24 protein-coding genes are annotated in these 26,219 nt (G+C 41.9%); 8 read left to right on the top strand and 16 right to left on the bottom strand.

Annotated features, from left to right (window positions below; genetic code table 11):
- Positions 1-7 precede the first annotated feature (7 nt).
- From betA to ACN0T8_RS12705, 4 genes are all read right to left on the bottom strand, one after another.
- Positions 8-1,708, bottom strand: coding sequence for a choline dehydrogenase (betA, locus tag ACN0T8_RS12720; RefSeq protein WP_417880996.1), 1,701 nt, complete (start codon positions 1,706-1,708; stop codon positions 8-10).
- Between the two features lie 85 nt (positions 1,709-1,793).
- Positions 1,794-3,254, bottom strand: a complete 1,461-nt coding sequence (betB, locus tag ACN0T8_RS12715) for a betaine-aldehyde dehydrogenase (RefSeq protein ID WP_417880995.1) — start codon at positions 3,252-3,254, stop codon at positions 1,794-1,796.
- 21 nt (positions 3,255-3,275) lie between these two features.
- Positions 3,276-3,878 carry a transcriptional regulator BetI gene (betI, locus tag ACN0T8_RS12710; RefSeq protein ID WP_417880994.1) on the bottom strand — a complete coding sequence of 201 codons (603 nt, stop codon included), beginning with the start codon at positions 3,876-3,878 and terminating at the stop codon, positions 3,276-3,278.
- 276 nt (positions 3,879-4,154) lie between these two features.
- Positions 4,155-6,095 (bottom strand): ligand-gated channel protein, encoded by a 1,941-nt coding sequence (locus ACN0T8_RS12705; protein WP_417880993.1) that lies wholly within the window; start codon positions 6,093-6,095, stop codon positions 4,155-4,157.
- Between the two features lie 123 nt (positions 6,096-6,218).
- Between ACN0T8_RS12705 and ACN0T8_RS12700 the strand changes: the two genes are divergently transcribed.
- Positions 6,219-7,223, top strand: coding sequence for a LysR family transcriptional regulator (locus ACN0T8_RS12700; RefSeq protein ID WP_417880992.1), 1,005 nt, complete (start codon positions 6,219-6,221; stop codon positions 7,221-7,223).
- Here ACN0T8_RS12700 and vctC read toward each other — a convergent pair.
- From vctC to ACN0T8_RS12675, 5 genes are all read right to left on the bottom strand, one after another.
- Complete coding sequence (gene vctC / locus ACN0T8_RS12695) at positions 7,160-7,918, bottom strand: iron chelate ABC transporter ATP-binding protein VctC (RefSeq protein ID WP_417880991.1); 759 nt, start codon at positions 7,916-7,918, stop codon at positions 7,160-7,162. The two genes, ACN0T8_RS12700 and vctC, sit on opposite strands and share 64 nt — an antisense overlap.
- 5 nt (positions 7,919-7,923) lie before the next feature.
- Entirely contained in the window at positions 7,924-8,886 is a 963-nt protein-coding gene (locus ACN0T8_RS12690; protein WP_417881013.1) for an iron chelate uptake ABC transporter family permease subunit, read from the bottom strand.
- A 49-nt stretch (positions 8,887-8,935) separates the two neighbouring features.
- A complete protein-coding gene (gene vctD, locus ACN0T8_RS12685; protein WP_417880990.1) occupies positions 8,936-9,874 on the bottom strand; it encodes an iron chelate uptake ABC transporter permease subunit VctD in 939 nt (312 codons plus the stop codon).
- An 18-nt stretch (positions 9,875-9,892) separates the two neighbouring features.
- A complete protein-coding gene (locus tag ACN0T8_RS12680; protein WP_417880989.1) occupies positions 9,893-10,834 on the bottom strand; it encodes a siderophore ABC transporter substrate-binding protein in 942 nt (313 codons plus the stop codon).
- 159 nt (positions 10,835-10,993) lie between these two features.
- Entirely contained in the window at positions 10,994-11,425 is a 432-nt protein-coding gene (locus tag ACN0T8_RS12675; protein WP_417880988.1) for a MarR family winged helix-turn-helix transcriptional regulator, read from the bottom strand.
- A gap of 121 nt (positions 11,426-11,546) precedes the next feature.
- On the opposite strand from ACN0T8_RS12675, the gene ACN0T8_RS12670 reads away from it, so the two are divergent.
- Positions 11,547-11,975: an organic hydroperoxide resistance protein gene (locus ACN0T8_RS12670; RefSeq protein WP_417880987.1), complete on the top strand. Its 429-nt coding sequence runs from the start codon at positions 11,547-11,549 to the stop codon at positions 11,973-11,975.
- 115 nt (positions 11,976-12,090) lie between these two features.
- Here the strand turns inward: ACN0T8_RS12670 and ACN0T8_RS12665 are convergent, their stop codons facing one another.
- The 4 genes from ACN0T8_RS12665 to ACN0T8_RS12650 form a co-directional block, all read right to left on the bottom strand.
- Positions 12,091-13,377, bottom strand: a complete 1,287-nt coding sequence (locus ACN0T8_RS12665; RefSeq protein WP_417880985.1) for a TRAP transporter large permease — start codon at positions 13,375-13,377, stop codon at positions 12,091-12,093.
- Positions 13,378-13,389: 12 nt separating this feature from the next.
- Entirely contained in the window at positions 13,390-13,965 is a 576-nt protein-coding gene (locus ACN0T8_RS12660) for a TRAP transporter small permease (protein ID WP_417880984.1), read from the bottom strand.
- A 95-nt stretch (positions 13,966-14,060) separates the two neighbouring features.
- On the bottom strand, positions 14,061-15,080 hold the full coding sequence (gene dctP, locus ACN0T8_RS12655; protein ID WP_417880983.1) for a TRAP transporter substrate-binding protein DctP: 1,020 nt from the start codon (positions 15,078-15,080) through the stop codon (positions 14,061-14,063).
- Positions 15,081-15,611: 531 nt separating this feature from the next.
- On the bottom strand, positions 15,612-15,887 hold the full coding sequence (locus ACN0T8_RS12650; protein ID WP_417880982.1) for a hypothetical protein: 276 nt from the start codon (positions 15,885-15,887) through the stop codon (positions 15,612-15,614).
- 192 nt (positions 15,888-16,079) lie between these two features.
- Here ACN0T8_RS12650 and ACN0T8_RS12645 point away from each other — a divergent pair, with 192 nt between their 5' ends.
- Together ACN0T8_RS12645 and ACN0T8_RS12640 are read left to right on the top strand one after the other, a co-directional pair.
- The gene (locus ACN0T8_RS12645; protein WP_417880981.1) at positions 16,080-16,889 is read left to right on the top strand and encodes a MetQ/NlpA family ABC transporter substrate-binding protein; all 810 of its coding nucleotides are present in this window, start codon (positions 16,080-16,082) and stop codon (positions 16,887-16,889) included.
- Between the two features lie 142 nt (positions 16,890-17,031).
- Entirely contained in the window at positions 17,032-17,922 is an 891-nt protein-coding gene (locus tag ACN0T8_RS12640) for a LysR family transcriptional regulator (RefSeq protein ID WP_417880980.1), read from the top strand.
- Here the strand turns inward: ACN0T8_RS12640 and ACN0T8_RS12635 are convergent.
- Positions 17,910-18,707 carry an SDR family NAD(P)-dependent oxidoreductase gene (locus tag ACN0T8_RS12635; RefSeq protein WP_417880979.1) on the bottom strand — a complete coding sequence of 266 codons (798 nt, stop codon included), beginning with the start codon at positions 18,705-18,707 and terminating at the stop codon, positions 17,910-17,912. The two genes, ACN0T8_RS12640 and ACN0T8_RS12635, sit on opposite strands and share 13 nt — an antisense overlap.
- Before the next feature lie 207 nt (positions 18,708-18,914).
- Between ACN0T8_RS12635 and ACN0T8_RS12630 the strand changes: the two genes are divergently transcribed.
- The 3 genes from ACN0T8_RS12630 to ACN0T8_RS12620 all read left to right on the top strand — a co-directional run bounded on the left by ACN0T8_RS12630 (position 18,915) and on the right by ACN0T8_RS12620 (position 21,603).
- Complete coding sequence (locus tag ACN0T8_RS12630) at positions 18,915-19,571, top strand: NAD(P)H-dependent oxidoreductase (protein WP_417880978.1); 657 nt, start codon at positions 18,915-18,917, stop codon at positions 19,569-19,571.
- A 154-nt stretch (positions 19,572-19,725) separates the two neighbouring features.
- Positions 19,726-20,499, top strand: coding sequence for a cytosolic protein (locus ACN0T8_RS12625; protein WP_417880977.1), 774 nt, complete (start codon positions 19,726-19,728; stop codon positions 20,497-20,499).
- 72 nt (positions 20,500-20,571) lie between these two features.
- A complete protein-coding gene (locus ACN0T8_RS12620; RefSeq protein WP_417880976.1) occupies positions 20,572-21,603 on the top strand; it encodes a cytosolic protein in 1,032 nt (343 codons plus the stop codon).
- Positions 21,604-21,713: 110 nt separating this feature from the next.
- On the opposite strand, the gene gcvP is transcribed toward ACN0T8_RS12620, so the two are convergent.
- Positions 21,714-24,593, bottom strand: a complete 2,880-nt coding sequence (gcvP, locus tag ACN0T8_RS12615) for an aminomethyl-transferring glycine dehydrogenase (protein ID WP_417880975.1) — start codon at positions 24,591-24,593, stop codon at positions 21,714-21,716.
- Positions 24,594-24,760: 167 nt separating this feature from the next.
- A complete protein-coding gene (gcvH, locus tag ACN0T8_RS12610) occupies positions 24,761-25,141 on the bottom strand; it encodes a glycine cleavage system protein GcvH (protein WP_417880974.1) in 381 nt (126 codons plus the stop codon).
- A gap of 447 nt (positions 25,142-25,588) precedes the next feature.
- On the opposite strand from gcvH, the gene ACN0T8_RS12605 reads away from it, so the two are divergent.
- Positions 25,589-26,179, top strand: a complete 591-nt coding sequence (locus ACN0T8_RS12605; protein ID WP_417881012.1) for a helix-turn-helix domain-containing protein — start codon at positions 25,589-25,591, stop codon at positions 26,177-26,179.
- Positions 26,180-26,219 lie beyond the last annotated feature (40 nt).

Here is a 26,219-nt window from a genome sequence, read left to right as displayed (position 1 = left end):
CTATTAATTATTCGGCCAGTGGTAAAGCGCGTACTGGCTGTTGGATGCGTTGGGTATGTTGCCAATTGGGGTCAATCCAAACCGCAACATTATCGGGAGTCAGTAATGGTCGACCTAAGATCATATCGGCGGCACGTTCAGCAACCATAATGGTTGGCGCATTTAAGTTGCCATTAGGGATAACTGGAAAAACAGAGGAGTCGACGATTCGTAGATTGTTAATGCCTAGGACTCGGCACTGCTCATCAACTACTGCCATAGGATCATTCTCTGCACCCATTTTGCAGGTACAAGATGGGTGATAGGCACTTTCTACGTTTTCTTTTACCCATTGATCAATCGCCTGATCGGATTCAACCTCAATACCGGGTTGGATCTCTGTGCCTCGGAAATTATCCATAGCAGGTTGAGCTAAAATTTCACGAGTAAGGCGAATACAGTCTCGCCAGTCTTGACGGTCTTGATCGGTTGAAATGTAATTAAATTCGATGCTTGGCTTCGCATGAGGGTTACTGGATTCAATCGCGACGCGACCACGACTTTCTGGTTTATTCGGACCAACATGAACTTGAAAGCCATGACCATCAAATGCGGCTTGACCATCATAACGCATGGCGGCTGGTAAGAAATGGTATTGAATATTCGGCCATTTCAAGCCTTTACGTGAGCGGATAAAAGCGCAAGATTCAAAGTGGTTGGTAGCACCTAACCCAGTGCGTTTTAAGATCCATTCAGCGCCAATTAAGCCTTTGCTAACTAAACCGAGTTTGCTATTTAACGTGATGGGTTGTTTACACTCATATTGAAAGTAAACTTCTAAGTGGTCTTGTAGGTTTTCACCCACACCAGGTAATTCGTGCTTTAACTCTACGCCAGCTTGTTTTAATGTTTCGCAATCGCCGATACCTGATAGTTGAAGCAGTTGCACCGAACCAATAGAACCGGCACTTGAAATCACGTCTTGATCCGCATAAACCTGAACGATTTTTCCAGATTTTTCGAATTCAATCCCACGTGCGGTTTTGCCTTCGAGTAAGATTTTATGAGCGACGATACCCGTTAATAACGTTAGATTAGGACGTTTAAGTGCTCGGCGTAGATAAGCGTTGGAAGTGGAAGCGCGCACGCCACCATCAACCGTCATGTGCATCGGGCCAAAGCCTTCTTGCTGATAGGCGTTGTAGTCTTGGGTTTCTGGATAACCCGCTTCTTTTCCAGCATCAATAAAAGCTTGGTATAAAGGGTTACGATCCATGTTATTACCGTTACAGGTACCAACAGGGCCGTTGCCACCACGATAATCATTAGCGCCTTCGAACCAGCTTTCCGCTTTACGAAAGTAAGGTAAACAGTTTTGATAATTCCAGCCTTGTGCGCCAGATTCTTCCCATTGATCAAAATCACAAGCATGGCCACGTACATAAACCATACCGTTAATCGAGGAACTACCACCAAGTACTTTTCCGCGAGGGCAGTGTAATTGACGGCCATCAAGACCAGACTCTGCTTTGGTTTCAAATTGCCAAGCGTACTTATCACTGTTCATCGGATAAGAAAGTGCGGTGGGCATTTGAATGAAAATACTTTTATCACTGCCACCAGCTTCTAATAGTAAAACGTTATGTTCACCAGATTCGCTAAGTCGGTCGGCTAATACGCAGCCGGCCGAACCCGCACCGACGATAATATAATCGTAGTGTTGTTGCATAAGATTGATTCTCCGCTTCCGTTTAAGAACGTATCGGTTTAAAGACTCGTGAGTGACTGCTCAACGATAGATAAATCACTCGCTTTTATTCATAAGGGCTTTCGAAGTCACCAAGATGGACAAACACACTTTTGGTTTGCGTATAGTGACGTAGGGTTTCAGTACCATTTTCGCGACCAATGCCGGAATGCTTATAACCACCGACAGGCATTTCTGCAGGGGAATCTCCCCAGGTATTTATCCAACAAATACCGGCTTCTAGTTGATGAATAACGCGATGAGCGCGTGATAGGTTTTGCGTGAACACACCGGCGGCAAGTCCGTAGTCGGTTGCATTAGCGCGAGTGATTACTTCGTCTTCATCCCTAAAAGGGAGAACGGACATAACAGGGCCGAAGATCTCTTGTTGAACATGCGCCATGTCGTCTTCACAATCGATAAAAACCGTTGGGGCAACAAAGTTACCTTTATCTAATCCATTTTCGGTTACTTGGTAGCCGCCAGTGAGCAATTTAGCGCCGCTGTGTTTGGCGGTTTCAATTGCGCCCAGTACTTTGTCTAAATGCTGTTTAGAGATCAACGCACCGACTTGAGTATTAATGTCCATAGGATCACCAATAGTCATTTTTTCGGTGCGAAGTTTTAATTGTTTAATGAAATCTTGGTAGATAGCTTGATGTACAAAGACTCGAGTACCATTGGTACACACTTCACCTTGAGTATAAAAGTTCGCCACCATGGCGGCAGATACCGCTTGATCAAGTTTGGCATCGTCAAAAACAATTAAAGGTGATTTACCACCTAACTCCATAGTGACCGATTTCAAAGTCTTAGCACTGTCACCCATAACGACTTTCCCTGTGCCTGATTCACCTGTGAAGGAAACTTTCGCGATATCAGGGTGAGCCGTTAGCATTTGACCTGCGCGGTAATCGCCTTGGATAACATTAAATACGCCATCCGGCACACCTGCTTGGGTAAATATTTCAGCCAGTTTGAGAGCGGACAGCGGCGTTTCTTCTGAAGGTTTGAAAATCATCGCGTTACCTGCAGCGAGGGCTGGAGCTGATTTCCACATGGCGATTTGAATTGGATAGTTCCAAGCACCAATGCCAGCACAAATGCCTAAAGGTTCACGGCGGGTATAGAAAAACTGTTCATCACTAAGGGGTTGTTGTTCACCTTGTAGGCTTGGAACGAGGTTGGCGTAATATTCAATTACGTCAGCACCGGTGATAATATCGACTTCTAGTGCTTCTTGCAGTGGCTTGCCGGTATCGGCTACTTCTAAAGTCGCCAGTTCATCGTTTCGTGATCTAAGGATTTCAACCGCTTTTAATAAAATACGACTGCGTTCCACGGCGCTCATTTGGGACCATACTTGAAAGCCTTGTTTCGCTGATGCTATCGCTTTGTTGAGATCATCCTGTGAGGTTTGGCCGATTTCAGCGATCACTTCACCATTGGCAGGGTTAATACTGTTGAAGGTCTCACCAGATGTTGCAGCAGTCAATTGGCCGTGGATGTATAGAGTTTCTGTGGTCATATAAAAGCCTAATGATGTAATTTAAAGTGAAGGTTGATTGTAAAAAGCGAGTTGTTTATCGAGGTAGTCATTGATGATTTCTCGTGCTTTTTCGGCATCAATACCCTCCGGGTTTAAGGTGCCACGCAGCCAAATACCATCGATTAGAGATGCAATGCCATGTGCCACTAAGTTGGCTTGTTCATCAGGGAGTAGCGCTTTTAATTCAATTCTCAAATGTGAAAGCAAACGCTGTTCATTGACGCGTTGAAGCCTTTTTAATTGTGCGTCATGCATCGAGTAAGACCAGAATGCCAACCATGTTTTGGCAACTTTATTTTCAGCCTGAAAGCCTTCAAAGTTAGCGTTCACAATGCCAATAATGCGTTGTTGGTGAGCATCGCTTGGTAAACCATTGAGTTTGATTTTTACCGTGTCTGAGAGCGCTCTTAAAATGGCTCGCATGGTCTCCTCTAGTAATCCGTGTTTACCGCCGAAATAATGGTTAATGATACCAGTGGATACGCCCGCTTCTTTACTGATGAGAGAAATGCTTGCGCCGTGCAAACCTACTCTTTCAATGACCGCCATCGTGGCTTTTACTAGCTGCGGTTTTCTAATATCAGGCATTCCAACTTTTGGCATATTTCGAACCCATTTATTTTTTATTGAACGGTTAATTAACAATAATGCTACACGCAAAATGTTTAGACCTCAAATTAATATTTTTAGCTTTACAGGGTTTTCCAGATGGGGTGTGAAGGTATTTATTTAATTATCATGATGTTATGTATTGTTAAGGAAATTAACAAGTAGAGATTTTGATTATGGATGTAATGAGTTTTTTGGAAAAAAAATGCCAACCTATTTAAAAAGTAGGTTGGCATATTGGTTATCAGTAATGCATGGATCTCTGGTGGATTAGAATCCTACATTCATTCCTACCCAGTAACGACGTCCGTCTTCTACATAACCATATTCATCATAAGTGACTTCTTGATCAAGTAGGTTATAAACCGCCGCATTCACTGATACATTGCTGGTTAAGTGATAGCTAACACCCATATCCCAGAAAGTATAAGATGGCGCCTCGATGCTTCTTGATGATGGACCAGTGATCGGCTCCATTTCTTCGCCGTGATATGTCACTTGAGTCCAAGCTTCTAAATCAGACGTGGCTTGCCAAGAAAGATCGGTACTAAATAAGTGTTTTGGCAGTTGAACTAAAGGTTGGCCTTTGTAAGCTCCTGATTTTTGCTCTGAATCATTTAAGGTGTAGCTTGCGTTCCAGAAGACACTTTCACCGAGCGGAGTGCCTAGAGCAAATTCGACCCCTTGTGTTTCTGCTTTATCTACGTTTGTGCGTTTAGTCGCTACACTACCACTGCTATTGATTGGTCCGCAGCTTGGGCAAGCAACGCGAGTAATTTTATCTTTGAAGTCATTATGGAACAGAGTGACCGACGAGGTTAAGCCAAAATCAGCTTGGTAGTTTAGACTGATTTCTTGGTTAATTGACGTTTCTGGTTTTAGATCCGGGTCACCATAAATATCACCGCCTCGGCTACCTTGCGCCCAATCAGCCGATGTTTCTCTTAGTGTTGGTGCGCGGTAACCAGTTGATACTCCGCCTTTTAGAACCCAGTTTGATGTAATGCTCCACACGCCGTAAGCACGTGGGCTGACATGAGTGCCATAATTTTTATCGTCGTCCAAACGTGCACCAACAGTTAAGCTGAATGAGTCGACAATCGCCCATTCATCTTCTAAAAAGAACGCATAACGATAACTATCTAATTCGGTTAAATCAGATGCGCTATTTGAAGTGTAATCTTCAAGTTTTTCATAAGTGTATTCAAAGCCAGATGTCAAAGTATGAGAATAAATGGGTGTGACAAGGCTGGTTTTAAACACCGTATTCATGCTTTCCATTTCTCGGCTTTTATTTTCCGAGTCTTCGTATTGTAGGTAAGTATTGGATTGTCCAACCGCACCCCAATTACCATTATGGGTGATCGCGTAATTAGTACGCTTATATTCATCTAAAGAATCTGCACAAGTACCTCGACATCCGGTTGTTGGTACCGATTTTCCTACTGTGCCAGCACGAGATTGCTTACTAATACCCGCTTCAAGAGAAAAGTCATGATCGTCATTTAATTGATAAATGAGTTTAGAGTTAAAGCTATTTAAATCTTTATCTTCATAACCATTGGTAATGTCATCTTCATCACGGACGGTGGTTTGGCCATTAAACTGAGCGGTCAAGTTGTCAGTCAGTGGGCCTGTTAAGTAAAAGTTAGCACTACGCTCATCACCTGAATCACGGTTTTCTTGAATCGTGGTACCAAGCTGAACATTACCATGCCATTGCTGAGCATCTTTACGGGTGATCACGTTGATAACACCGCCAATCGCATCAGAGCCATAAAGCGTCGACATAGGACCACGAATCACTTCGATACGTTCAATCGCTTCTAAAGGTGGCAGCCAGCCTTGTTCGATACCAGGACCATCACTATTAGGACGAGTTTGACGAGAAGATTGACGCTTACCATCAACCAGAATCAAGGTATAGGCTGAGCCCATGCCACGAATACTAATGTCTTTGTTATCGCCACCACCGGTAATGGTGACACCAGGAACGGTTTTCAGTGCATCAGTCACATCGCGATAATACTTATTTTCTAATTCATCACGAGTGATCACACTGATACTCGCCGGAGCGGTCATTTCAGCTTGTTCATAACCAGAGGCAGTGACGACCATAGTTTCGGTTTTTGTAGGTTGAGCAGCGTGTGCTTGAGTGGCCAATAAAATTGATCCCGCTAAAGTGGAAAGCGGTAAACGATAACTAGACATTATTATTCCTTTAAATGATAATGATTATTAAATTCATTTGAGATTATTATCATCTTGGCAGCTATTGAATAGATCAATGTATGGAACAGACAGTTCCAAATATGGGATATGGGTTAGAGAGCGATGAAAACTGAACTACAAGGAATTCGAGCTTTTGCTGCATTAAGTCGTTATCACAGTGTGACGGCTGCGGCCAAAGCATTAAATCAACCAAAATCAACCATTAGCCGTCGCTTGGCACAATTAGAGACCGAGCTAGGGCAAGCTTTATTTATCAAACAAGGTTCTCGTTTAATGTTGACGCGTGCCGGTGAAGTGTTTGCGGAATATTGTGAGCGCTTACTTACCATGGCAGAGGAGTCACAGAACGCTTTACAATCATTAAAGCAAAGCATCAGTGGCGAAGTAACCATGATTGCTCCACCTTGTTTGATTCGTAGCTGGTTGCGCGCACAATGTCATCAATTCCTCGATGATCACTCACAAGTTAACATTCGTTTATTTACTGAAGCTCGCGATGAATATTTTCAAAATGAACCGGATATTGTGTTGTCAATTGGTGAACAAGACTTGCCTGGCACATGGCGTAAGAAAACCTTAGGTTATTGGCAATTTGGATTATACGCGTCGCCTAGTTATGTCTCTCAGAAGGGAGCACCAACCCATCCCAATCAGCTCAGTCATCATCAATGGTTACCATTTGAGTGTGATAACAGTAGTACAATTTATTTATCAAATGGCCAAGAACATTGTATGGCTATGCCACCAATAAGTCGTTTAACTAGTGATAACTTATTGCTACAGATAGATTCTATTGCATCGGGATATGGCATTGGCTTGTTACCAACTTGGGTTGCTGATAATTATTCAAAAGTACATCCGGGAAATATAGAGTTGTGCATGCCAGATTGGTATAGCGCAGCTCGCCCGGTGGTGTGTTATTTTGCCGCAGGAGTCTTGCCATTAAGAGTTCAAACGTTGATTAAAGCGCTTAATGACAATACTCCGAAAGAATGGCTAGAGCCTAGAAGTGTTAAAAGTAGTGTTAACAATACAACATCTGATCATGAGAAATATAAACACATGCGATTACCGTCGACTTCAATAACATTAAATGGTGTTTCGTAGATTTCAGATAACACAGAGGCCTCGATGACTTGATTGACGTTTCCTTTTGCCACAATTTCGCCTTTTTTCAGAGCGATAATGGTATCGGAATAGCAAGAAGCAAAGTTGATATCATGGATGACAATCACTACGGCTTTATTGAGTTCATGGGCGAGCCGACGAATGGTCGCCATGATTTGCAGTGAATGTTTGATATCAAGATTATTCAGCGGTTCATCTAAAAAGATATAGTCAGTATCTTGTGCGATAACCATGGCAATAAAAGCCAATTGTCGCTGGCCACCACTGAGTTCATCGAGATATTTATCTTGAATTAAAGTAAGGTCAAGGTAGTCAATTGCCTTATCAATCGCTTGATGATCGATATCTTTTAAGTTGCCTTGGCAATAAGGGAATCGTCCAAAAGAAATTAGTTCTCGTACGGTAAAACGCAAATTAAAGCTATTGGCTTGGCGTAGTACTGATAAGCGTTTGGCGAGGGCTTTAGTATCCCATTCCACCAGTTCTTTACCATCAATCCATACTTCACCTTCATCACGTTTCAGTAGTCTTCCTGCCATCGAAAGTAGGGTACTTTTCCCTGCACCATTAGGGCCAATAATCGCAGTGACTTTCCCTTTGGCAAATTCTGCACTAGCATTTTGTACTACAGGATGTTTGCCAAAGCGTTTGGTTAGTTGTTTTAATTCAATCATCAAGGTTACATCACTTTATTGCGTAATAGCAGGAATAAGAAATAGATCCCGCCAACAAAATTAATTACCACACTTAAGGTGGTTTCAAATCCGAATGCTTTTTCAATAATCCATTGTCCTGTCAGCAAGGTCGCTACAGACATCAAGCCACAGGCAGTAAGTAAGTACTTATGTTGGTAAGTGTTTAGCCATTCACGTGTTAGGTTGGTAATTAATAGACCGAAGAACATAATCGGCCCAATTAAAGCCGTTGAAATTGCAATTAACACGGAGGATAAAATGAGCACGGTGCGTGTAGTGCGCTTGATATCAACGCCTAGGCTGGTGGCGTTATCTTGGTCGAGTAAATACACATCAAGCGTGCGATGTAGCTTAAACAACCAGATGGATACGATGGCTAATATCGGGATGGTCCAGTAAACCAGTTCAGTATCAATATTATTGAAGCTGGCAAACATACTGGCTTGAAGATTGGAAAACTCATCAGGGTCCATCAGCATGGTTAAAAAGGAAGATCCGCTTTGGAATAGCTGACCGAAAATCACTCCTAATAGTAGTAGTGAAATAATATTGCTGGCGGAATAGCGGAAATACAATAGAAATAATACTAATGAGAAACCCATCATCATGACTACGGAAATTGAAAAGTTGATCACATGGTTAGTCATCATCACGCTTAAGCCACCAAACAAGGTGACTACTAGCACTTGAATCAATAGATACAGTGAATCAAACCCCATAATACTAGGCGTTAATATGCGGTTGTTTGTGATGGTTTGAAAACAAAACGACGCAATGCCAATTGCAAATCCGGCAATCACCATGGCGAGTACTTTAGGTACTCGACGTGATAAGAAGTATTGATAGTTATCTTCGGTTAAACCATAGCCAATAAACAGAGTTGCCATGACTAGGCTTAACAGTAACAAAGCGATGATTTTTTGTTTATCACCTGACCATGAAGGCATACGGGTAAAGACATGCCTTTTGTTTTTAAGCATCGGTTTATTTAATAATTTAGCGCTCATGTTTCATACCTTTTAACACTAAGAAAATAAACACGCTGCCACCTAATAAACTAATCACCATAGAAATTGGGATCTCGTAAGGGAAGATAATAATGCGCCCAACCACATCACAAGCTAGTACCAAAATCGCGCCCAATATTGCGGTGCGAGGAATATTCTTACGTAGATTATCGCCATAAAAACGGTTCACTAAGTTAGGCACAATTAAACCAAGAAAGGGAAGCTGACCGACGATCATCACCACAGAGGCAGACATGATCGAAACCAGAGCGACACCAATAGTCATTACTTGCTGATAATTTAATCCTAGGTTAATCGCAAAATCTTTACCCATGCCAACTGCCGAGATTCGAGTTGCGTAAAGGTAACTAAAAATAGCGACTGGAATAGCGATATAGAGTAGCTCGAAGTTACCTGCCAAAATGTTGGCAAAATTAGCTACCGCCCAACCAGATAGGTTTTGTAGTGCATCGTACTTATAGGCAATGAACGTGGCCATTGAAGAAACAATGTTGCCGAAAATGATACCGATAAGCGGCACAAAAACGGCATTTTTAAATTGAATACGTTGAATCAATTGAACAAAAAAGAGGGTGCCAATCATTGAAGTGGCAAAAATCAGCCAGAGTTGATCGCCATTACCAAAAATCACTAAGCTTAAAACGAAACCCAGCATGGCACATTCTATAGTGCCGGATGTGGAAGGCGCTGCAAATCGGTTTTGGCTGATTTGCTGCATAATAAGGCCAGCAATGCTTAAACCGCTCCCAGCTAATAAAATGGCTAGTAAGCGTGGTACACGACTGGTGAGAAATAATTGCCAAGCATTCGCATTACCTGAAATAAGGTGGGTTAACGAAACGTTACCCACCCCAACAAATAATGAAGATAGACTTAGGCAGACTAAAATTAACAGCAATTTAGCCACAACAACCTCAGGTTTTTATTATTTGGTTAATGACTCAATATCGGTAACCATAGTCTCTGTTGCCGTAATGCCAGAGCTTGCCACATACCAAGCGGGGATATCTAGGTAGATCATACGGTTGTTTTTATAGGCATTTGTTGACTTAACTAACTCATTATCAAAGTCTTGGCGAGTCGTGCTTTTACCTTTGTTGACTAATTTATCGCGATCTAAAATCAATAATGTAGATGGGTTTTCTTGACTAACCAGTTCGTAAGACACTAATTGACCATGACCACCTGTTTTTTCAGATTTTTTGTCTTTGACTGTGATGGTTGGTTTGAAACCGAAATCTTTATATAGAACGGAAAAACGCGAACCTTCACCAAATGATGTCACATTACCACCAGAACTCATCAGCATTAATGCATCTATGTCATGGCTTTGGTTATAAGATTTAATCGCTGCAAAGCGTTGGTTTAAACCATCAATTTTCTGATTGACCAATTCTTGTTTATCAAAAATTAAGCCTAAATCATTCCAGAGAGATTGGGTGTTCTGCCAGTAATCAGAGCCATTTTCCACCGCAAAGACAAAAGTAGGAGCGATTTTCGACAATTCTTTGAAATGTTTAGAGCTGCGTGGTCCAACAATAATAAGATCAGGCTTCTGAGTGTAAATGGTTTCAAAATCAGGTTCAAAAATGGTGCCAGAAGAAGCGATGTTATCAGCGTTATATTGATCAAGATAATCAGGTAGGGGGGTCCCTTTTGACACTGCAACAGGCTTTATTTTAAGTGCATCAACGGCATCAAGTACGCCTGTACCAATGACCACCACACGCTGTGGTGATGATTCCAGTGTGGTTGAACCCATAATATGATCAACCGTGATAGATTTAGCATTCACTGAAACTGAGCATAACGTTGCAATTGAGATGAAAGCGGAGGCTATCAAACTAGATTTATTGAAACATTTCATTTCTTATCCTTTACGTAATCGATAACTATTATCATTTCGATTACTATATAGGGCAAACGTAAGAAATCAAGAGCGAATAGTGTAAATTTAGTTAAATTGATTTTTTATTTTGTGCGGTGATAGCGAAAGTTAAATTCTTATCATTTCAGAGAGTAAGTTTTAGTCTACATCTTTGATAATTTTATCAAGAAGTTGAATTAATAACTGAGCTTCTCCATCATGTAAACTTGGAAATTGGCATCGAATATGTTCAGGTATTTTTGCTGCTTTTGATTGTAAATTCTCTCCCGAGTCACTCAATTTAACGACACGTTTACGCTTGTCGTGCTGATCTTTCACTATGCTCAATAACTGTTTATCTTCCATTTTTTTGAGAATTTGCGTCATAGCGCTACCATCAATTGCGGTTTTCTCAAGTAAAGTGGTAATGCTGATGCCATCTTTTTCCCACAGTGCCATCATCACAACATATTGAGGGTAGGTTAAATTGAGCTCGGCTAATGAATCTCGGTAGGTACGAGTAAGTCCATTAGAGGCCATATATAAACGGTGGCAGATTTGGTTGTCGAGTTTGAGTTGGGGATGTTTCATGTCTATTCTCATTTTGTGCTTATCGCCATTTTAGTTTGCACACAAAATATTTGCAATTAACGTTTTTACGATCTACTATTTTGTATGCAAAGTATTTTCGTCAACCCAAAAGGAATAAAACATGAAAGAACTACAAAGTGTTGCCTACACCGCTAAAGCGATTGCAACAGGTGGACGTGAAGGTTCAGCAAAATCAGATGATGGTCGCTTGGATGTGGCTCTTTCTACACCAAAAGGCTTAGGTGGTGATGACGGTCAAGGCACAAACCCTGAGCAACTTTTTGCCGCAGGTTACGCAGCATGCTTTATTGGCGCACTGAAATTGGTAGCAGGTCAGGCTAAAGTAGCACTACCACAAGACACGCACATTAACTCTGAAGTATCAATTGGCCCAATTGAAGGCGGATTTGGTATTGCTGTGAAATTAGAAGTGAATGTTGGCGACCTTGATAAAGCGATCGCTCAAGATCTAGTAAACAAAGCACATGAAGTTTGCCCGTACTCAAACGCGACTCGCGGTAATATCGCGATTGAACTATCCGTTGCTTAAGTCATTTAGGCTCACGTTTAGATAAAGCGTTCAAATAAAACAAAGGCCTCACGTTATTGATATAGCGTGAGGTCTTTTTGTTTTTGGTATCTCAATGTTAAATCAGTCGAATTGACTAGTCTGCAAAGGTGATATCTCTTAAAAAGAGTGCAATGCTTGGGAAGAAAATGAGTAAAGCGGCTGATAATAATAAGATAAAAATAAATGGCCCAGTGCCACGAATTACTTCCCAATAAGGGCGCTTAAAGATGGCAATCGCGGTAAATATGTCACAGCCAAACGGTGGGGTCGCAGAACCAATCGCAACTTGCAAGGTAATGATGATGCCGACATGAACCGGATCGAGTCCCGTTGCCGCAACCGCGGGCGCAAATATGGGGGTTAGTACCAAGATCACGACGATAGGGTCAACAAACATACAAGCCACGAAAAAGGCGATTGAAATAGCTGCTAATACGCCAAGTGGCCCCATTTGATCAATGCCAATCGCATCTAAAATGGTTTGTGGTACTTGAGCAAAAGAAATGATCCATGAGAAGCCATTTCCTACTCCAACGAGTATAAATACCACTGCGGTAATTAGCCCGGTAGATTTGGCTATCACATAAATATCTTGTGTATTAAGTGAGCGGAAAATAACAAACTCTAAGATGATGGCATATAGAACACACACCGCTGCAGCTTCTGTTGGGCTAAATACACCACCGTAAATACCACCGACGATAATCACAGGGAACATTAATGGCCAAATTGCTCGCTTGGAGGCGGTTGCTCTCTCGCTCCAACTTGCTTTTTCTTCGGTTGGCACTTTTTTGACGGTCGCGTAGATGTAACTGTAAATAGAGAAGAACAACAAGATCATTAAGCCAGGGCCAATGCCGGCAATAAATAGTTCTGCAATTGAAGTCTCCGAGATCACGCCATAAATAATCATGCCGATACTTGGTGGAATTAAAAATGCGATATCACTAGCATTAATAATAAGGGCTAATGAAAAAGAATCACTGTAACCTGCTTTAAGTAATTTGGGGCGTAACGCTGAACCGACGGCGACTACGGTTGCTTGGGTAGATCCAGAAACCGCACCGAATAAAGTACATGAAGCCGCAGTACTAATCGCTAGCCCACCTTTGATGTGGCCAATAAAGGTCATCACCATATTGATTAATCGATGTGCTGATTGTCCGCGTGTCATAATATCGGCGGCAAGAATGAACATAGGAACCGCGATCAGGGAAGCAGGGCGAATACCTCCAAGTACTTGTTGAATAAAGGTATCCATTTGGCTCATTCCACCAAACATCATATAAAAGCCCGTTAGAGCGGCCGCGGTGAGAGGGATCATCATTGGAAAGCCAATTAATAGCAGTACCAACATGATGAGCATTAAAGTCAGTGCCATAAAATAGTGCCTTTAGAGGTCTTGTTCATGATCGGTGTAGCCATCAACGACACCACTTGATAAGTAAACTTTTTGACTAGTGAGGTTTTTAAATACAGTGAGTAAGTATTGAATACCGGTAATAGCAAAACCCATTGGTACCCAAATATAAATCCACCAAATTTCGAACCCTAGTGCCGGTAAGATTCGACCTCGCTCATAAACGCTTACCACGTATTGAAAAGCAAAGTAAGCTAAGGCGAACATAATGACGGCAGTGATAAGTGAAATGAGGATCATCAAAAATTTTCGGCCACTATCAGGCAACATATCGAAAAACGCTGACATGCGAATATGACGCCCAAGACGAGCAGCAAAGCCGATTCCGGCAAACGTAATAAGAATGATCAATATTCGATTAATTTCTCCAGCAAAGAACAAGCCTTCACCAAAGGCAAATCTCGCTGCGACATTGATGCAAGTATTTAAAGCCATGAGCAATACGCCTGTCGCGAGCATCACCGCTTCTATTTTGCTTAGAAAGTTATCGAGGGTGCCCAAAAAACCGGGCAGTTCGGAGTGGTAATCTAACCTATCTGAATTAGGCATAGTGCTTCCTTCAATAAAGAGCACCGAATACTCTCATGCGATAAAGTGACTCGGTGCCCAGTCCTACTGTAATTAACCTTAGTTAAAGCTAATTATTATTGTGAAGCTTTTAAATCAGCCTTGAATTGATCAAGTAAGGCTTGGCCACCTTCACCTGTCATTTCAATAAACGTTTTTTCAACTTGAGGAGCTCTTGCTTTAAATTTAGCAAGTTGCTCATCCGTCAAACGAGTGACGGTGACTTTATCGCTCTTAGACTGGATTTGTTTAAGTGATTTTTCCGCTAAACCCGTAATGTGCTTAATGGTTCCGTCATAAGCGAAATCTGAAGCTTTTTGGATCAATGTTTTATCTTCATCTGATAAGCCATCATAGAACTTCTTATTCGCCATTGAAGCGGTAGTAAACCAGCCGTGATGAGTGAAAATTAGATTTGGTGACACTTCATATAAACCGCCTGATTCAATCCAGAAGATTGGGTTTTCTTGGCCTTGAATCATATTCGTTTGTAGTGCGCCGTAAACTTCACCCCAAGGGAGTGGGGTCGGTGTTGCCCCAAAGGCTTCATAAGTTGATGACAATAGAGGGTTTGTCATGACACGTATTTTTTTACCTTTTAGCTCATCAGGAGAAGTGATTGGTTCATCGGTGGTTAAAACCATTTCACCTTCTGGATACATTTTTAGTAGCTCTAAGCCTTGCTCTGCATACAGTTTAGGGAAGTCTTCATTGATGGCTTTACTGCTACCAAAGAATTTAATAACCGCTTGAATATCCGTAGGCATTAGATAAGGAATAAAGAAAATTTGCGCCTCTGGAATTAATGAACCCGTGAAGCCAGGTGATTGGTTAACAAACTGCAAAATACCACTTTGAGTTTGCTCCATAATGTCATCCGATTCACCAAGCTCACCAAAACGATAAACTTTTAGAGTGTGATCAGAATTATCCTCGATGTACTTTTTGAATTGTTGAGCATAAATATCTTGAACATCATTTTCATATTCTTCATGGGCATAACGCCATGTGTCGGCACTAGCAAAACTTGAAAATCCAATACTTGCGGTAATGCAAGATACGGTAGCAAGCTTTTTTAAGCTATTTCGAGTAAACATTTGCTCTCCTTTCCTTGGTGATGTCGTTCATAACGATGTTTATACCCTTCGTATTTGGAGCTGCAGCTTTGTTGATAGCGCTCATTTGCACCAACCGAATAAGACGAGCTATGCTCATGGGGTCTCATTCACTTGTCGCCTCACTGTAACTCCAATTAATTTGGGTATATCTAAGGTTTTACTTAATCATCTTTTCATAAACATTTTGGACTAAACACATGGGAAGAATGCGGACTTTTTGTTGGTGTGATCATTGTCACGATTTTGGTGTGGTTTTATTCCAATATGTTGAGTGATCTAACAAATTTAAACATTCAATTTGCTTAGGTTTTTACTGCTTTTGGCTGAAAAATGTTAAGTACACTACACATTTATTTTGTGAATAATTAAAATAAATTAGCCAATATCAGCTATTTAGTCACTAAATTTAATAATAATTCAAAAGTTTCTCTTAACTAAAACTTAGAACACTATAGATAAAATTCAAGTATATAAGGCTATTGGCTAGCATCAGAAAGAAGGAGGAGAGGATTACAAAATATTGTTACGCACTAAACCGCGTTTAACGTTTTTACATAGTTTGCCAAAACGGCGGATTTCATCAAATTGTGGGGTGACACCACGCCTTAGGGCACTTTCCCAATATGACAGTTCTGAATCAACCAGTTCCATTAACTTTTTAGGGCAGCCAATACAATTCCCTTCCGTACCGCAAACAAAGGTATCTTCTTCATATAAAGGAAAAGTCTCCTTTGCTTCATTAATGATGATTTGCATGGCTTCTGTACGTGTCGGTTTTCTGTTCATGCTATATCCTCTTGGTTACTAGGGTTATAATAAAATTTTAAACTTTAAAAATAAATTGAACTTTGGAGGTAGATTGAGCGTTGCAGAATGTGAAATATACCTAGCGTACTTAAATCATTATGCTTTCTTCTTCAGTTAAGGTACTCTCATTATGGAAGTCTATACGGCTATTTTTATTTAAAAGGGATATTTATGACAATGAAGAAAACCATTACCAAGCTTGCACTACTTTTTCCTTTGGCATTAGGGTTAACCGCTTGCGGACAAGAAGACAAAACGGAAGTCATCAAAGTGGGCGCGACGGTTGGGCCTCACGCTCAAGTGGTTGAAGCGGTTGCAGAGGAAGCGGCTAAACATGGGTTGAAAGTGGAGGTGGTGACCTTTTCTGATTACATCACACCGGATGCCGCGCTAGTCGATGGCAGTATTGATTTAAACAGTTATCAGCACCAACCTTTTTTGAATAATTTTAATGATAACAATAAGAAAGCGCACTTAGTTTCTATTGGCCGATCTATTTTGATGCGCATGGGCGTGTATTCCGATAAGTATCAAAATTTGGCTGATTTACCGCAAAACGCCACCATTACTATTCCAAATGATCCAACCAATAGTGGCCGTGCTTTATTGTTACTAGCAGAAGCTAAGCTTATTACGTTAAAACCGGGCGTAGGCTCGAAAGCGACAGTGTTTGATATTGTTGAGAACCCAAAGCAGTTTGATTTTATCGAAATGGACGCCGCACAATTACCAAGAACGTTAACCGATGCTGATGCGTCTGTGATCACAATGAATTACGTAATGTCTGCTGGTTTAGATCCAAAAACACAAGGTATCTACTTTGAAGCAAAAGATGCGGAATTAGCCGTTATGATCATTGCCTCACGAGAAGCGGATAAAGATAACGAAACGTATAAAAAGTTCGTTGAGATTTATCAGTCACAACCGATTCGTGACTTTATCCAAACCACCTTTAAAGGCACGATTGAGCCAGCGTTTTAATTGACCATTTAAAATAAAACAAAAACGAGCACTTTAGATGGTAGTGTTCGTTTTTGTTTATAGTGTCCATACGCTACAAGTTTCAACATTTACGATAGAATAAAACCATGATTAGCCCTGAATGGACGGCATTGAATTTACTATGAACATAGAACACCTAAAATTACTTGTTCGTTTAGCCTCAAGTCAGAGTATTAGCATGGCAGGTCATGAGTTAGGCTTATCTCCGGCGGTCGCCAGCTCACATATTAATAAGCTAGAAGAAGGCTTAGGGGTTCGATTGGTACACAGAACCACGCGCAAAGTTTCGTTGACTGAAGAAGGGCTCGCTTTTTTGCCGTATGCGGAAGAAGTATTGGCCTCTGTTGAAGCTGCCAGAGGTGCGGTAGGCGCTGGGAATAATAATCCAACTGGGACTTTACGAGTGACTGCACCAGCCTCATTTGGGCGTATGCATTTGATCCCTGGATTAAACGCGTTTATGGCTAAATACCCTGATATCACCGTCGATTTTCGTTTTTCTGATTCGATTATCGATATGGTGGAAGGTGGATTTGACGTGGCGATCCGCGTGGCTGAACTCAAAGACTCAACGTTAATTGCTCGTAAGCTTGCTCCTGATCGTCGTATCGTGGTGGCCTCTCCAGATTATCTAAAACAGAATGGTGAACCCAATACGCCACAAGAGCTGGTGGATCATGATTGTATCAACTTAATGGGAATGGATAACTGGGCTTTCAAAACTGAAAATGGCCTAGTGAATGTGCATACTTCAGGACGTTTTCGAACGGATAATGGGGATGCGATGCGTGATGCCTCTATTCATGGTGTTGGTATTTCGATCAACTCATTATGGAGTGTTCATCAGCATCTTGAAAATGAGGAGTTGGTGGAAATATTACAAGATTATCCACTGGATATGAATGCCAGTATTTGGGCCGTCTATCCAAGTTCTCGTTTAACCCCGTTAAAAGTTCGAGCGTTTATTGATTACTTTATTGAGTACTTTAGTCAGCAAACCTATTGGGAATAAAGACTATCTAAAGTTTTTATAACATCGTTTACCTTCGCTGAATCTAAAGCATCCGAGTGAGGCATAGCAAAAGCTTCAATATCGTTATCAAAATAGGCACCATGTGCTTGAGCAAATTCGTCTGATAGCGCCGCTTTTACTAAAATATCGGCGCCAAGTTGAATATCGCCACCGGCAACACCATAAGCCTCTTTCACCATTTTACTTCCCAGAAAAGACTTGGGATTCACCGATACGATCATAGGACCAGTCTCTTTATAGGCTAAACCCAAGTGCCGAGACCACATCGTAAGTGCTAACTTGCTTTGGGCATAAGCGGCATTGTCGTTGAGATCGGTTTTCCCGATAAGTGCATTTAAATCGACACTCGTTTGTGCTGCTGATGAAAGATTTACTACGCGACCAGTTTTATCGAATAGCGGTAATAACTCTTTGGTTAAGATGTAAGGAGCGAGGGTGTTGACCACGAAGCGAACATCTAAATTATCTTGCATCTTAGGAGTAGAAGTGGTGAAAACCCCGGCATTATTGATGATGATATCTAATTTTCCAAAGCGCTCAGCCACTTCGATCACCATGGCTTTAACCATAGTGATGTCTGATAAATCTGCTGTGATCGTTTCAACTTTATTTTGAGCGGTTTGCTTCAGTGTTTGTTGCAGTAAATTTAATTTTTCTGAATTTCGACCATGTAAAATCACATGATGGCTTTGTTGCACTAATGATTTTGCTGTTTCTAAGCCAATGCCATCTGTTGCGCCAGTGATTAAGATAATTTTTTTCATAGGTCAGATTCTCTATGGGGGGTATATGGATATTGTAAGTTGTAAATATCATACCCCAATCATTTTCAATAAAATCTATAAAGTAATTCAACAAATCACTCTATTATCAATTTTAAACTTTCACGTATGATTGCTTTCAACGTTAGCGCATTGGTTGATTTTTCCCTTAGCGCTGTAATCTACATTGTATTGAAATAAGGTATCAAGATGTCTCATCCAATCATCACAGATCTAAACAACCGTTACACTGCAAAAAAATATGATGAAGAAAAGCGTATCTCTCAAGAAGATATGGCTATCATTAAAGAAGCGATTCGTTTATCGGCATCATCGATTAATTCTCAGCCTTGGAAATTCCTTGTTTTGGAAACGGATGAAGCAAAACTTCGTTTTCACGATACGTTTGCCAATATGCACCAGTTTAACCAACCACATGCGAAAGCGGCCTCACATACGATTCTTTTGGCGTACGATCCAAAATTTACCAAAGAAAAGTTTGCCAAACGGGTTGATGCTGAAGTGACATCAGGCCATTTACCAGCAGAGATGTACGATCAATTTATGGGTGCTTATGCCTTCGTTGATGCCAATACCGATGAATCAGGTTTTAATGGTCACTGGTCTAAAGCTCAAATGTATCTTGCACTAGGTAACCTATTGCATACTTTGGCTCGCTTAGGTATTGATTCCACTCCAATGGAAGGCGTTGATTCAACCTTAATCGGAGAGTCATTCAAGTCGGAGTTAGATGGTCATATTTGTGAAGTCGCCATCGCGATTGGTTACCACAAAGATGGCGAAGATTATAATCACGGCTTACCGAAAGCTCGATTGGCTCTCGATGATGTGATTACGACGTTGTAAAGATTAAGATAAGGTAGCCATTACATATAACGAGTATTTCAGATGAAGTACTCGTTTTTTATCTTCATAACTCCTGCTCAATTTCCCACATCGTTTTACATCTCCCCCTTTTTTTTGTTAAGGTGCGCGCGCATCAAATTTGTGAGAGGGATAAATGAAATTACTGTATAAGTTGGATGAATGGGTATCCCTTTCCGAAAACGAACAGCAATCCCGTCTTCCTTTCTCTGGAAGTAGTCAACTTGATGATGTGTTTGTCCGCTATCAGCTGGTGGATTTAAACAAGCCACTATTGTTTACTTTCTCTCCTTCTGGCACGGATGTGAAAGAGCGAGATCTGCATGACAACTTCTCTCCCTGGGGCTATGAACTTGCCCAACAACATCAAGTGAATGTGATTGCTTTTCAGCACCTTGGGATCAGTAATTGGTTCCGCAGCCCGAATTTGATTTATTTCCTTGAGCAACTTTCGATGTTGCTAACGCCTTTCAAGCTTCGATTAGGTTATGGCTTAAGCCGTGGTGGCTTTGCGATTGGGGCTTTCGCTAACTTGCTTAAACTGGATCATGTTTTGTTGTTCTACCCAGTCAGTACCAAAAATCAATCATTGGTGCCATGGGATGATCGTCCTAGTACCCAGCTCGCTCAACAGTTTGATTGGCAAGGTGATTATCATGATCGTGACCTAGGTAATGCTCAGGGTTATATTATTTATGACCCAACCAATGACATCGATAAGCTCCATGCTGAACGTTACCCAGAACTGATCCATTTTACTGTGGTGGGAATGGGGCATGGCGTTCACCCGAATAATTTAGACAGGCGAGATTTTTATAATCAGATGGTCGAGCAATTTATCCATCATCAAACAATAGATATTTCTCAATTTAATGAACAAGTCAAAATCCAGTTTTTAAAAGAGGACTGAACGCCCTTATATGGGAGATACGACACAAATAATTTTAAAACAATTGCTTACGGCAGTTTAGATGGAGGATAAATGAAGTTACTGTATTGGTTAGATGAATGGTCTGCGCTTGATAAACAAGAGCAACAAGCGAGGCTACCAATAACAGGAGAAGACTTACTAGACGATGTTTTTGTTAAATATGAGTTTGTCGATTTAAACAAACCATTGTTGTTTACCTTTTCGCCTGCCGGCACCAATCTACAGCAACAAGATTTACACTCAGACTTTGCACCTTGGGGTTACAGTCTTGCTCAAAAGCAAAATGTGAATATCCTCTCTTTCCAGCATCTAGGCAAAAGTAATTGGTTTCGTAGCCGTAATTTAATTTTCTTCCTAGAGCAACTATCTACCTTATTAGCACCGTTTGAGTCTCGCTTAGGTTACGGGCTAAGCCGCGGTGGTTTTGCCATCGGGGCATTCGCAAAATTGCTGCAATTGGATCAAGTATTGTTGTTTCATCCTGTCAGTACCAAAAATAAAGATCTTGTACCTTGGGATGACAGAAGCAGTACTGAGCTCGCCCAACAATTTGATTGGCAAGGGGATTACCACGATTTAGATCTTGGTGATGCTCAGGGTTATATTATTTATGATCCAACCAATGACATCGACCGTCTACATGCCAAACGCTATCCACAACTGACCCATTTAAGAGTGTTCGGCATGGGCCACGGTACCCACGCCACCTATCTCAATAAGTTTGGTTTTTATAAACAAGTTGCGGTGGATTTTATTTGTCACCAACAGATCGATATTGCTCAGTTTCGCCATCAAACCAAAACGTTGCGCTTAAAAGAGGAATACTACGATAGCCTCAATAAAGCGAATGTAAACTCTGCCCATCGTTTAGGTTTATTGAGCACCGCACATAACGTGTTAATTGATGAGAAAAGAGCCCACGTCAAAGAACATAAGAAGACCATTGATATTCAACCACTGGTAGAGATTGCGACCAAGCACCAGCAAGATAACCCGCAAGATGCGTTAAAGCTTTTAGAAGTCGCTAAGAAGATCGCACCAGATGATTTGTTGGTTGAGCATAAATTGCAGCAGTTGTCTTAAATTGGCTATATGGAGCGTCCCTTCTCTAGAGCAATTTACAATACAAACCCCAACAAAAAAGCGAGCACTTCTCAGTACTCGCTTTTATCATTTTAGCTTTTTATAAACCCTTACTGATAACTCTCAATACTCGGGCATGAGCAAATCAAGTTACGGTCACCGTAGACGTTATCGACACGGTTGACGGTTGGCCAGTATTTGGCATCTTTGGCTTGAGCCGATGGGAAGCAAGCTTCTTCGCGAGTGTATGGGCGATCCCAAGTATCGCTCATTAAGTCCGCTTGAGTGTGTGGCGCATTGACTAACGGGTTGTTGTCGAGCGGCCATTCACCTTGTTGTACTTTGTCCATTTCTTGACGGATGGCGATCATGGCGTCACAGAAGCGATCTAGCTCGGCTTTGTCTTCCGATTCCGTTGGCTCAACCATTAAGGTTCCCGCTACAGGAAATGACATGGTAGGTGCGTGGAAGCCGTAGTCCATTAAGCGTTTAGCAATGTCTTCTTCGCTGATGCCGGTTGCGTCTTTAAGCGGACGAATATCAATAATACATTCATGCGCGACACGGCCATTGTGACCACGGTAAAGCACGGGGTAGTGTGGGCGTAGACGCTCCATGATGTAGTTAGCATTTAAAATGGCGATCTTAGTGGCTTCGGTTAAGCCTGTGCCGCCCATCATGGTGATGTAAGCCCATGAAATCGGTAGAATAGAAGCACTACCTAGATCTGCTGCTGAAACCGCGTAGTCTTTGCCTTCAACGCCATTTTCAATGTGACCTGGTAAGAATGGAGCAAGGTGAGATTTAACACCAATAGGTCCCATACCTGGACCACCCCCACCGTGTGGAATGCAGAAGGTTTTGTGTAGGTTCAAGTGTGAAACGTCACCACCAATCACGCCCGGGTTCGTTAAGCCAACCTGTGCGTTCATGTTGGCACCATCCAGGTAAACCTGACCGCCAGCGGCATGTACCATGTCACAGACTTTTTGCACTTGTTCTTCGTACACACCGTGAGTCGATGGGTAGGTGATCATAATGCTTGAAAGCTCGTTGCGGTGTTTATCGATTTTCGCAGCAAGATCTTGCATATCGATGTTGCCGTACTCATCACACATTACCACCACCACTTTCATGGATACCATAGAAGCAGTAGCAGGGTTGGTGCCGTGTGCAGAACTTGGAATTAGACAAACATTACGATGACCTTCACCGCGGCTTTGGTGGTAGCGTTGAATCGCGATTAAGCCTGTATATTCACCAGAAGCACCGGAATTAGGCTGGAGAGAAAACTCATCGTAGCCGGTGATTTCACACAGTTGTTTTTTCAGAGAATCAGCAAGGGCTGTGTAGCCAGCGGCTTGCTCTAATGGCGCGAATGGGTGGATTGCACCAAACTCTGGCCAAGTGATCGGGAGCATCTCAGCGGCTGCGTTGAGTTTCATAGTACAGCTACCCAATGGGATCATGCCGTGTGTTAAGGAGAAATCTTTGTTTTCCAGTTTCTTCAAGTAACGCATCATTTGGGTTTCGCTACGATGGGTGTTGAATACTGGGTGAGTTAAGAACTCAGAGGTACGCTGACAATCGGCTGGAATGGCTGAAAATTCATCGGCGGCAATTTTGCTGGAGAAATCTTCCACTTTGCCTTCTACCGAGAACACAGCAAATAGCGCTTCGATATCTTCTACTTTAGTTGTTTCATCCAGGCTGATACCAATTTGAGATGGTAGCTTACGTAGGTTAATACCCGCATGTTGCGCCGCTTGGTATAAACGCTCGGTTTGTTCTTGGCTGTCGATCGTGATGGTGTCGAAGAAAGTATGGTGTACTAACTTATGACCAGCTGATTGTAAGCCAGCTGCAAGGATCGCGGTAAAGTGGTGAGTGCGGCGCGCGATGGTACGTAAACCTTCAGCGCCATGATAGACCGCATAGAAAGAAGCCATGTTGGCAAGTAGAGCTTGAGCAGTACAAATGTTTGAGGTCGCTTTTTCACGGCGAATATGTTGCTCACGAGTTTGCATTGCCATGCGTAGTGCTTGTTTGCCTTTACTATCGATAGACACACCGATCACACGGCCTGGCATGGTACGTTTGTGTTTTTCACGGGTTGCCATAAAGGCTGCGTGTGGTCCGCCGTAGCCAACGGGTACGCCGAAGCGTTGTGCGCTACCAATCACGACATCAGCACCCATTTCACCCGCTGGTTTTAATAGAGTAGAGGCCAGTAGATCAGTGGCAACCGTCACCAGTGTTTTATTGGCTTGAGCCGCTGTGATTACATCGGTTAAATCACGAACTTCACCTGTAGTGTTTGGGTATTGAAGTAGCGCACCAAACACATCTTGCTGAGGTAGGCTATCAATATTGCCAATCATCACTTCAAAACCAATGAATTCAGCGCGTGTTTTGACGACTTCGATGGTTTGAGGATGCACATCATCAGCCACAAAGAACACGTTACTTTTGCTTTTGCCAGCACGTTTACATAAAGTCAACGCTTCACCGGCAGCGGTGGCTTCATCAAGAAGAGAAGCATTGGCGATATCCATGCCGGTTAGGTCGATCACCATTTGTTGGTAGTTAAGTAGAGACTCTAAACGACCTTGAGAGATTTCTGGTTGATAAGGTGTATAAGCGGTGTACCAACCTGGGTTTTCAAGCACATTACGCAGGATAACGTTTGGCGTGAAAGTGTTGTAGTAACCTTGACCAATAAAAGTACGTTGCACCTTGTTAAGCTGTGCAATGCCTTTTATTTTTGTCAGCATATCTGCTTCGCTCATTGGTGCGTCTAAGTTCATAGGCGCTTGCAAGCGAATGTTAGCCGGAACGGTTTGTTCGATTAATTGATCAAGTGAATCTGCCTTGCTATCACTGAGTGAGTTAATGATATCGAGCATGGCTTGTTGATCGTTAGAGTTCGGCCCATTGTGGCGACCAATAAACTCTTGGCTGTTACATAAATCATTGATTAGATTAGTCATGGTGTTACCTGAATGAAAGTAAAAGCCAGCGAATAAAGGCTGACTTTTTGAATGTAGATTCGATTTTCGAGCGCTGCGCTTCTCGTTACTCGTGTCTCGAAGCGTTTAACCACAGCCTTCTTTTCCAAGCCCCGAGCAGCGCAGCGTCCTAGTTACGAGAAACGTAATTACTCTTCTTCAATGCTCGCCAGATAATCTTCCGCACCTTGCAAGTTATCTAATTCAGAGGCGTCATCTAACTTCACTTTAACAATCCAGCCGCCTTCATAAGATTCGCTGTTGATAAGTTCAGGGCTGTCTTCTAGCTCTTCGTTGATTTCAACAATTTCACCTGTCACAGGAGCATAAATATCCGACGCCGCTTTTACCGACTCCACTAAAGAAAAGCTATCACCGGCATCGATGGTGTCACCGACTTCCGGTAGATCAACAAAAACCACATCGCCTAGCATTTCTTGAGCGTGTTCAGAAATACCGATGGTTACTGTACCATCACCATTATCACGAACCCATTCGTGGCTTTCGGTAAATTTTAGAGTCATGTCCATTTTATTTGCTCCTAAAAATAGAAAGTTTTTCTAATCAATGATTTATCGCGCAATCGTTTGCTTTTGGGTCGGCAAAACGATCGTGTTAATTAGTGTAGTCATTGAATGTGTATTTAAAAAGAACGGAAGTTGGCGAGAAATATTTCCTTTCAAGCCTTACCATTCTTGCATGCGATTACCCATAACATACTTTTCACAAGTCGATTATTCAACCAAAAGTTTCCTATAAGAAACAAGATTTCCATTTTTGTTACCTAACGCACCTTTTAGGAAATAGTTTCCCTTTAATCTGATATTTTGAATCGGTAGACTGTTTAGGCAATCGTTTGCTTTAACCCTAAGTCATTTGGGTATATCTAGTGAAATCCTAGATTTTAAAGCAATGAAAAAGGGATAGCACGATAGGGGACATCGGTGAGTGTAAAAAGTGAATTAGTAAATAAACAGATGACGTTTCAGTCAGACGATCCTGATCAAACCTTAACGCCATTGAATTTAGGGCAGCGTTTGAAAGATATCCGTTTACAGATGGGGCTAACGCTAGAAGAAGCGAGTAAGCGCACAGGCTTGGCGCGTTCGACATTATCTAAAATCGAAAACGAGCAAATTTCTCCGACTTTTCAGGCTTTGCAAAAATTGGCGACTGGATTGGATATGCCGATCCCACAAATTTTTGAGCCACCAAAACAAGCCAGTGCTATTGGTCGACGTGACGTGACTTTAGCAGGTGAAGGTAAACCTCATCCAACGACAACTTATGAGCACGAATTATTGGCGACTCAACTTTCCAATAAGAAAATGGTGCCGTTTAAAAGCCGAATTCGCTCACGCAACTTTGATGATTATCAAGAATGGATTCGCCACGATGGTGAAGAGTTCTTGCTCGTGCTGGAAGGGGAGGTGCGCTTTTATAGTGAATTTTATGAACCTGTTGAATTAAAACAAGGCGATAGCGTGTACTACGATGCCAGTATGGGGCATACCTTGATTTCTGTCAGTGATGACGATGCATTAATACTGTGGGTTACCGCTAAATAAGCATAATGTTGTTTATTTGTTACAAAAATGAGTGTTTTTT

Source organism: Vibrio sp. (assembly GCF_048266485.1).
Taxonomy (GTDB): domain Bacteria; phylum Pseudomonadota; class Gammaproteobacteria; order Enterobacterales; family Vibrionaceae; genus Vibrio.
The sequence above is the reverse complement of the archived record's forward strand: the minus strand, read 5'-3'. Positions and strand labels throughout refer to the sequence as shown.

Coding starts and splice junctions, on each gene's coding strand:
- betA (WP_417880996.1), bottom strand. CDS start 1,708: ATGCAACAACACTACGATTATATTATCGTCGGTGCGGGTTCGGCCGGC.
- betB (WP_417880995.1), bottom strand. CDS start 3,254: ATGACCACAGAAACTCTATACATCCACGGCCAATTGACTGCTGCAACA.
- betI (WP_417880994.1), bottom strand. CDS start 3,878: ATGCCAAAAGTTGGAATGCCTGATATTAGAAAACCGCAGCTAGTAAAA.
- ACN0T8_RS12705 (WP_417880993.1), bottom strand. CDS start 6,095: ATGTCTAGTTATCGTTTACCGCTTTCCACTTTAGCGGGATCAATTTTA.
- ACN0T8_RS12700 (WP_417880992.1), top strand. CDS start 6,219: ATGAAAACTGAACTACAAGGAATTCGAGCTTTTGCTGCATTAAGTCGT.
- vctC (WP_417880991.1), bottom strand. CDS start 7,918: ATGATTGAATTAAAACAACTAACCAAACGCTTTGGCAAACATCCTGTA.
- ACN0T8_RS12690 (WP_417881013.1), bottom strand. CDS start 8,886: ATGCCTTCATGGTCAGGTGATAAACAAAAAATCATCGCTTTGTTACTG.
- ACN0T8_RS12680 (WP_417880989.1), bottom strand. CDS start 10,834: ATGAAATGTTTCAATAAATCTAGTTTGATAGCCTCCGCTTTCATCTCA.
- ACN0T8_RS12675 (WP_417880988.1), bottom strand. CDS start 11,425: ATGAAACATCCCCAACTCAAACTCGACAACCAAATCTGCCACCGTTTA.
- ACN0T8_RS12670 (WP_417880987.1), top strand. CDS start 11,547: ATGAAAGAACTACAAAGTGTTGCCTACACCGCTAAAGCGATTGCAACA.
- ACN0T8_RS12665 (WP_417880985.1), bottom strand. CDS start 13,377: ATGGCACTGACTTTAATGCTCATCATGTTGGTACTGCTATTAATTGGC.
- ACN0T8_RS12660 (WP_417880984.1), bottom strand. CDS start 13,965: ATGCCTAATTCAGATAGGTTAGATTACCACTCCGAACTGCCCGGTTTT.
- dctP (WP_417880983.1), bottom strand. CDS start 15,080: ATGTTTACTCGAAATAGCTTAAAAAAGCTTGCTACCGTATCTTGCATT.
- ACN0T8_RS12650 (WP_417880982.1), bottom strand. CDS start 15,887: ATGAACAGAAAACCGACACGTACAGAAGCCATGCAAATCATCATTAAT.
- ACN0T8_RS12645 (WP_417880981.1), top strand. CDS start 16,080: ATGACAATGAAGAAAACCATTACCAAGCTTGCACTACTTTTTCCTTTG.
- ACN0T8_RS12640 (WP_417880980.1), top strand. CDS start 17,032: ATGAACATAGAACACCTAAAATTACTTGTTCGTTTAGCCTCAAGTCAG.
- ACN0T8_RS12635 (WP_417880979.1), bottom strand. CDS start 18,707: ATGAAAAAAATTATCTTAATCACTGGCGCAACAGATGGCATTGGCTTA.
- ACN0T8_RS12630 (WP_417880978.1), top strand. CDS start 18,915: ATGTCTCATCCAATCATCACAGATCTAAACAACCGTTACACTGCAAAA.
- ACN0T8_RS12625 (WP_417880977.1), top strand. CDS start 19,726: ATGAAATTACTGTATAAGTTGGATGAATGGGTATCCCTTTCCGAAAAC.
- ACN0T8_RS12620 (WP_417880976.1), top strand. CDS start 20,572: ATGAAGTTACTGTATTGGTTAGATGAATGGTCTGCGCTTGATAAACAA.
- gcvP (WP_417880975.1), bottom strand. CDS start 24,593: ATGACTAATCTAATCAATGATTTATGTAACAGCCAAGAGTTTATTGGT.
- gcvH (WP_417880974.1), bottom strand. CDS start 25,141: ATGGACATGACTCTAAAATTTACCGAAAGCCACGAATGGGTTCGTGAT.
- ACN0T8_RS12605 (WP_417881012.1), top strand. CDS start 25,589: ATGACGTTTCAGTCAGACGATCCTGATCAAACCTTAACGCCATTGAAT.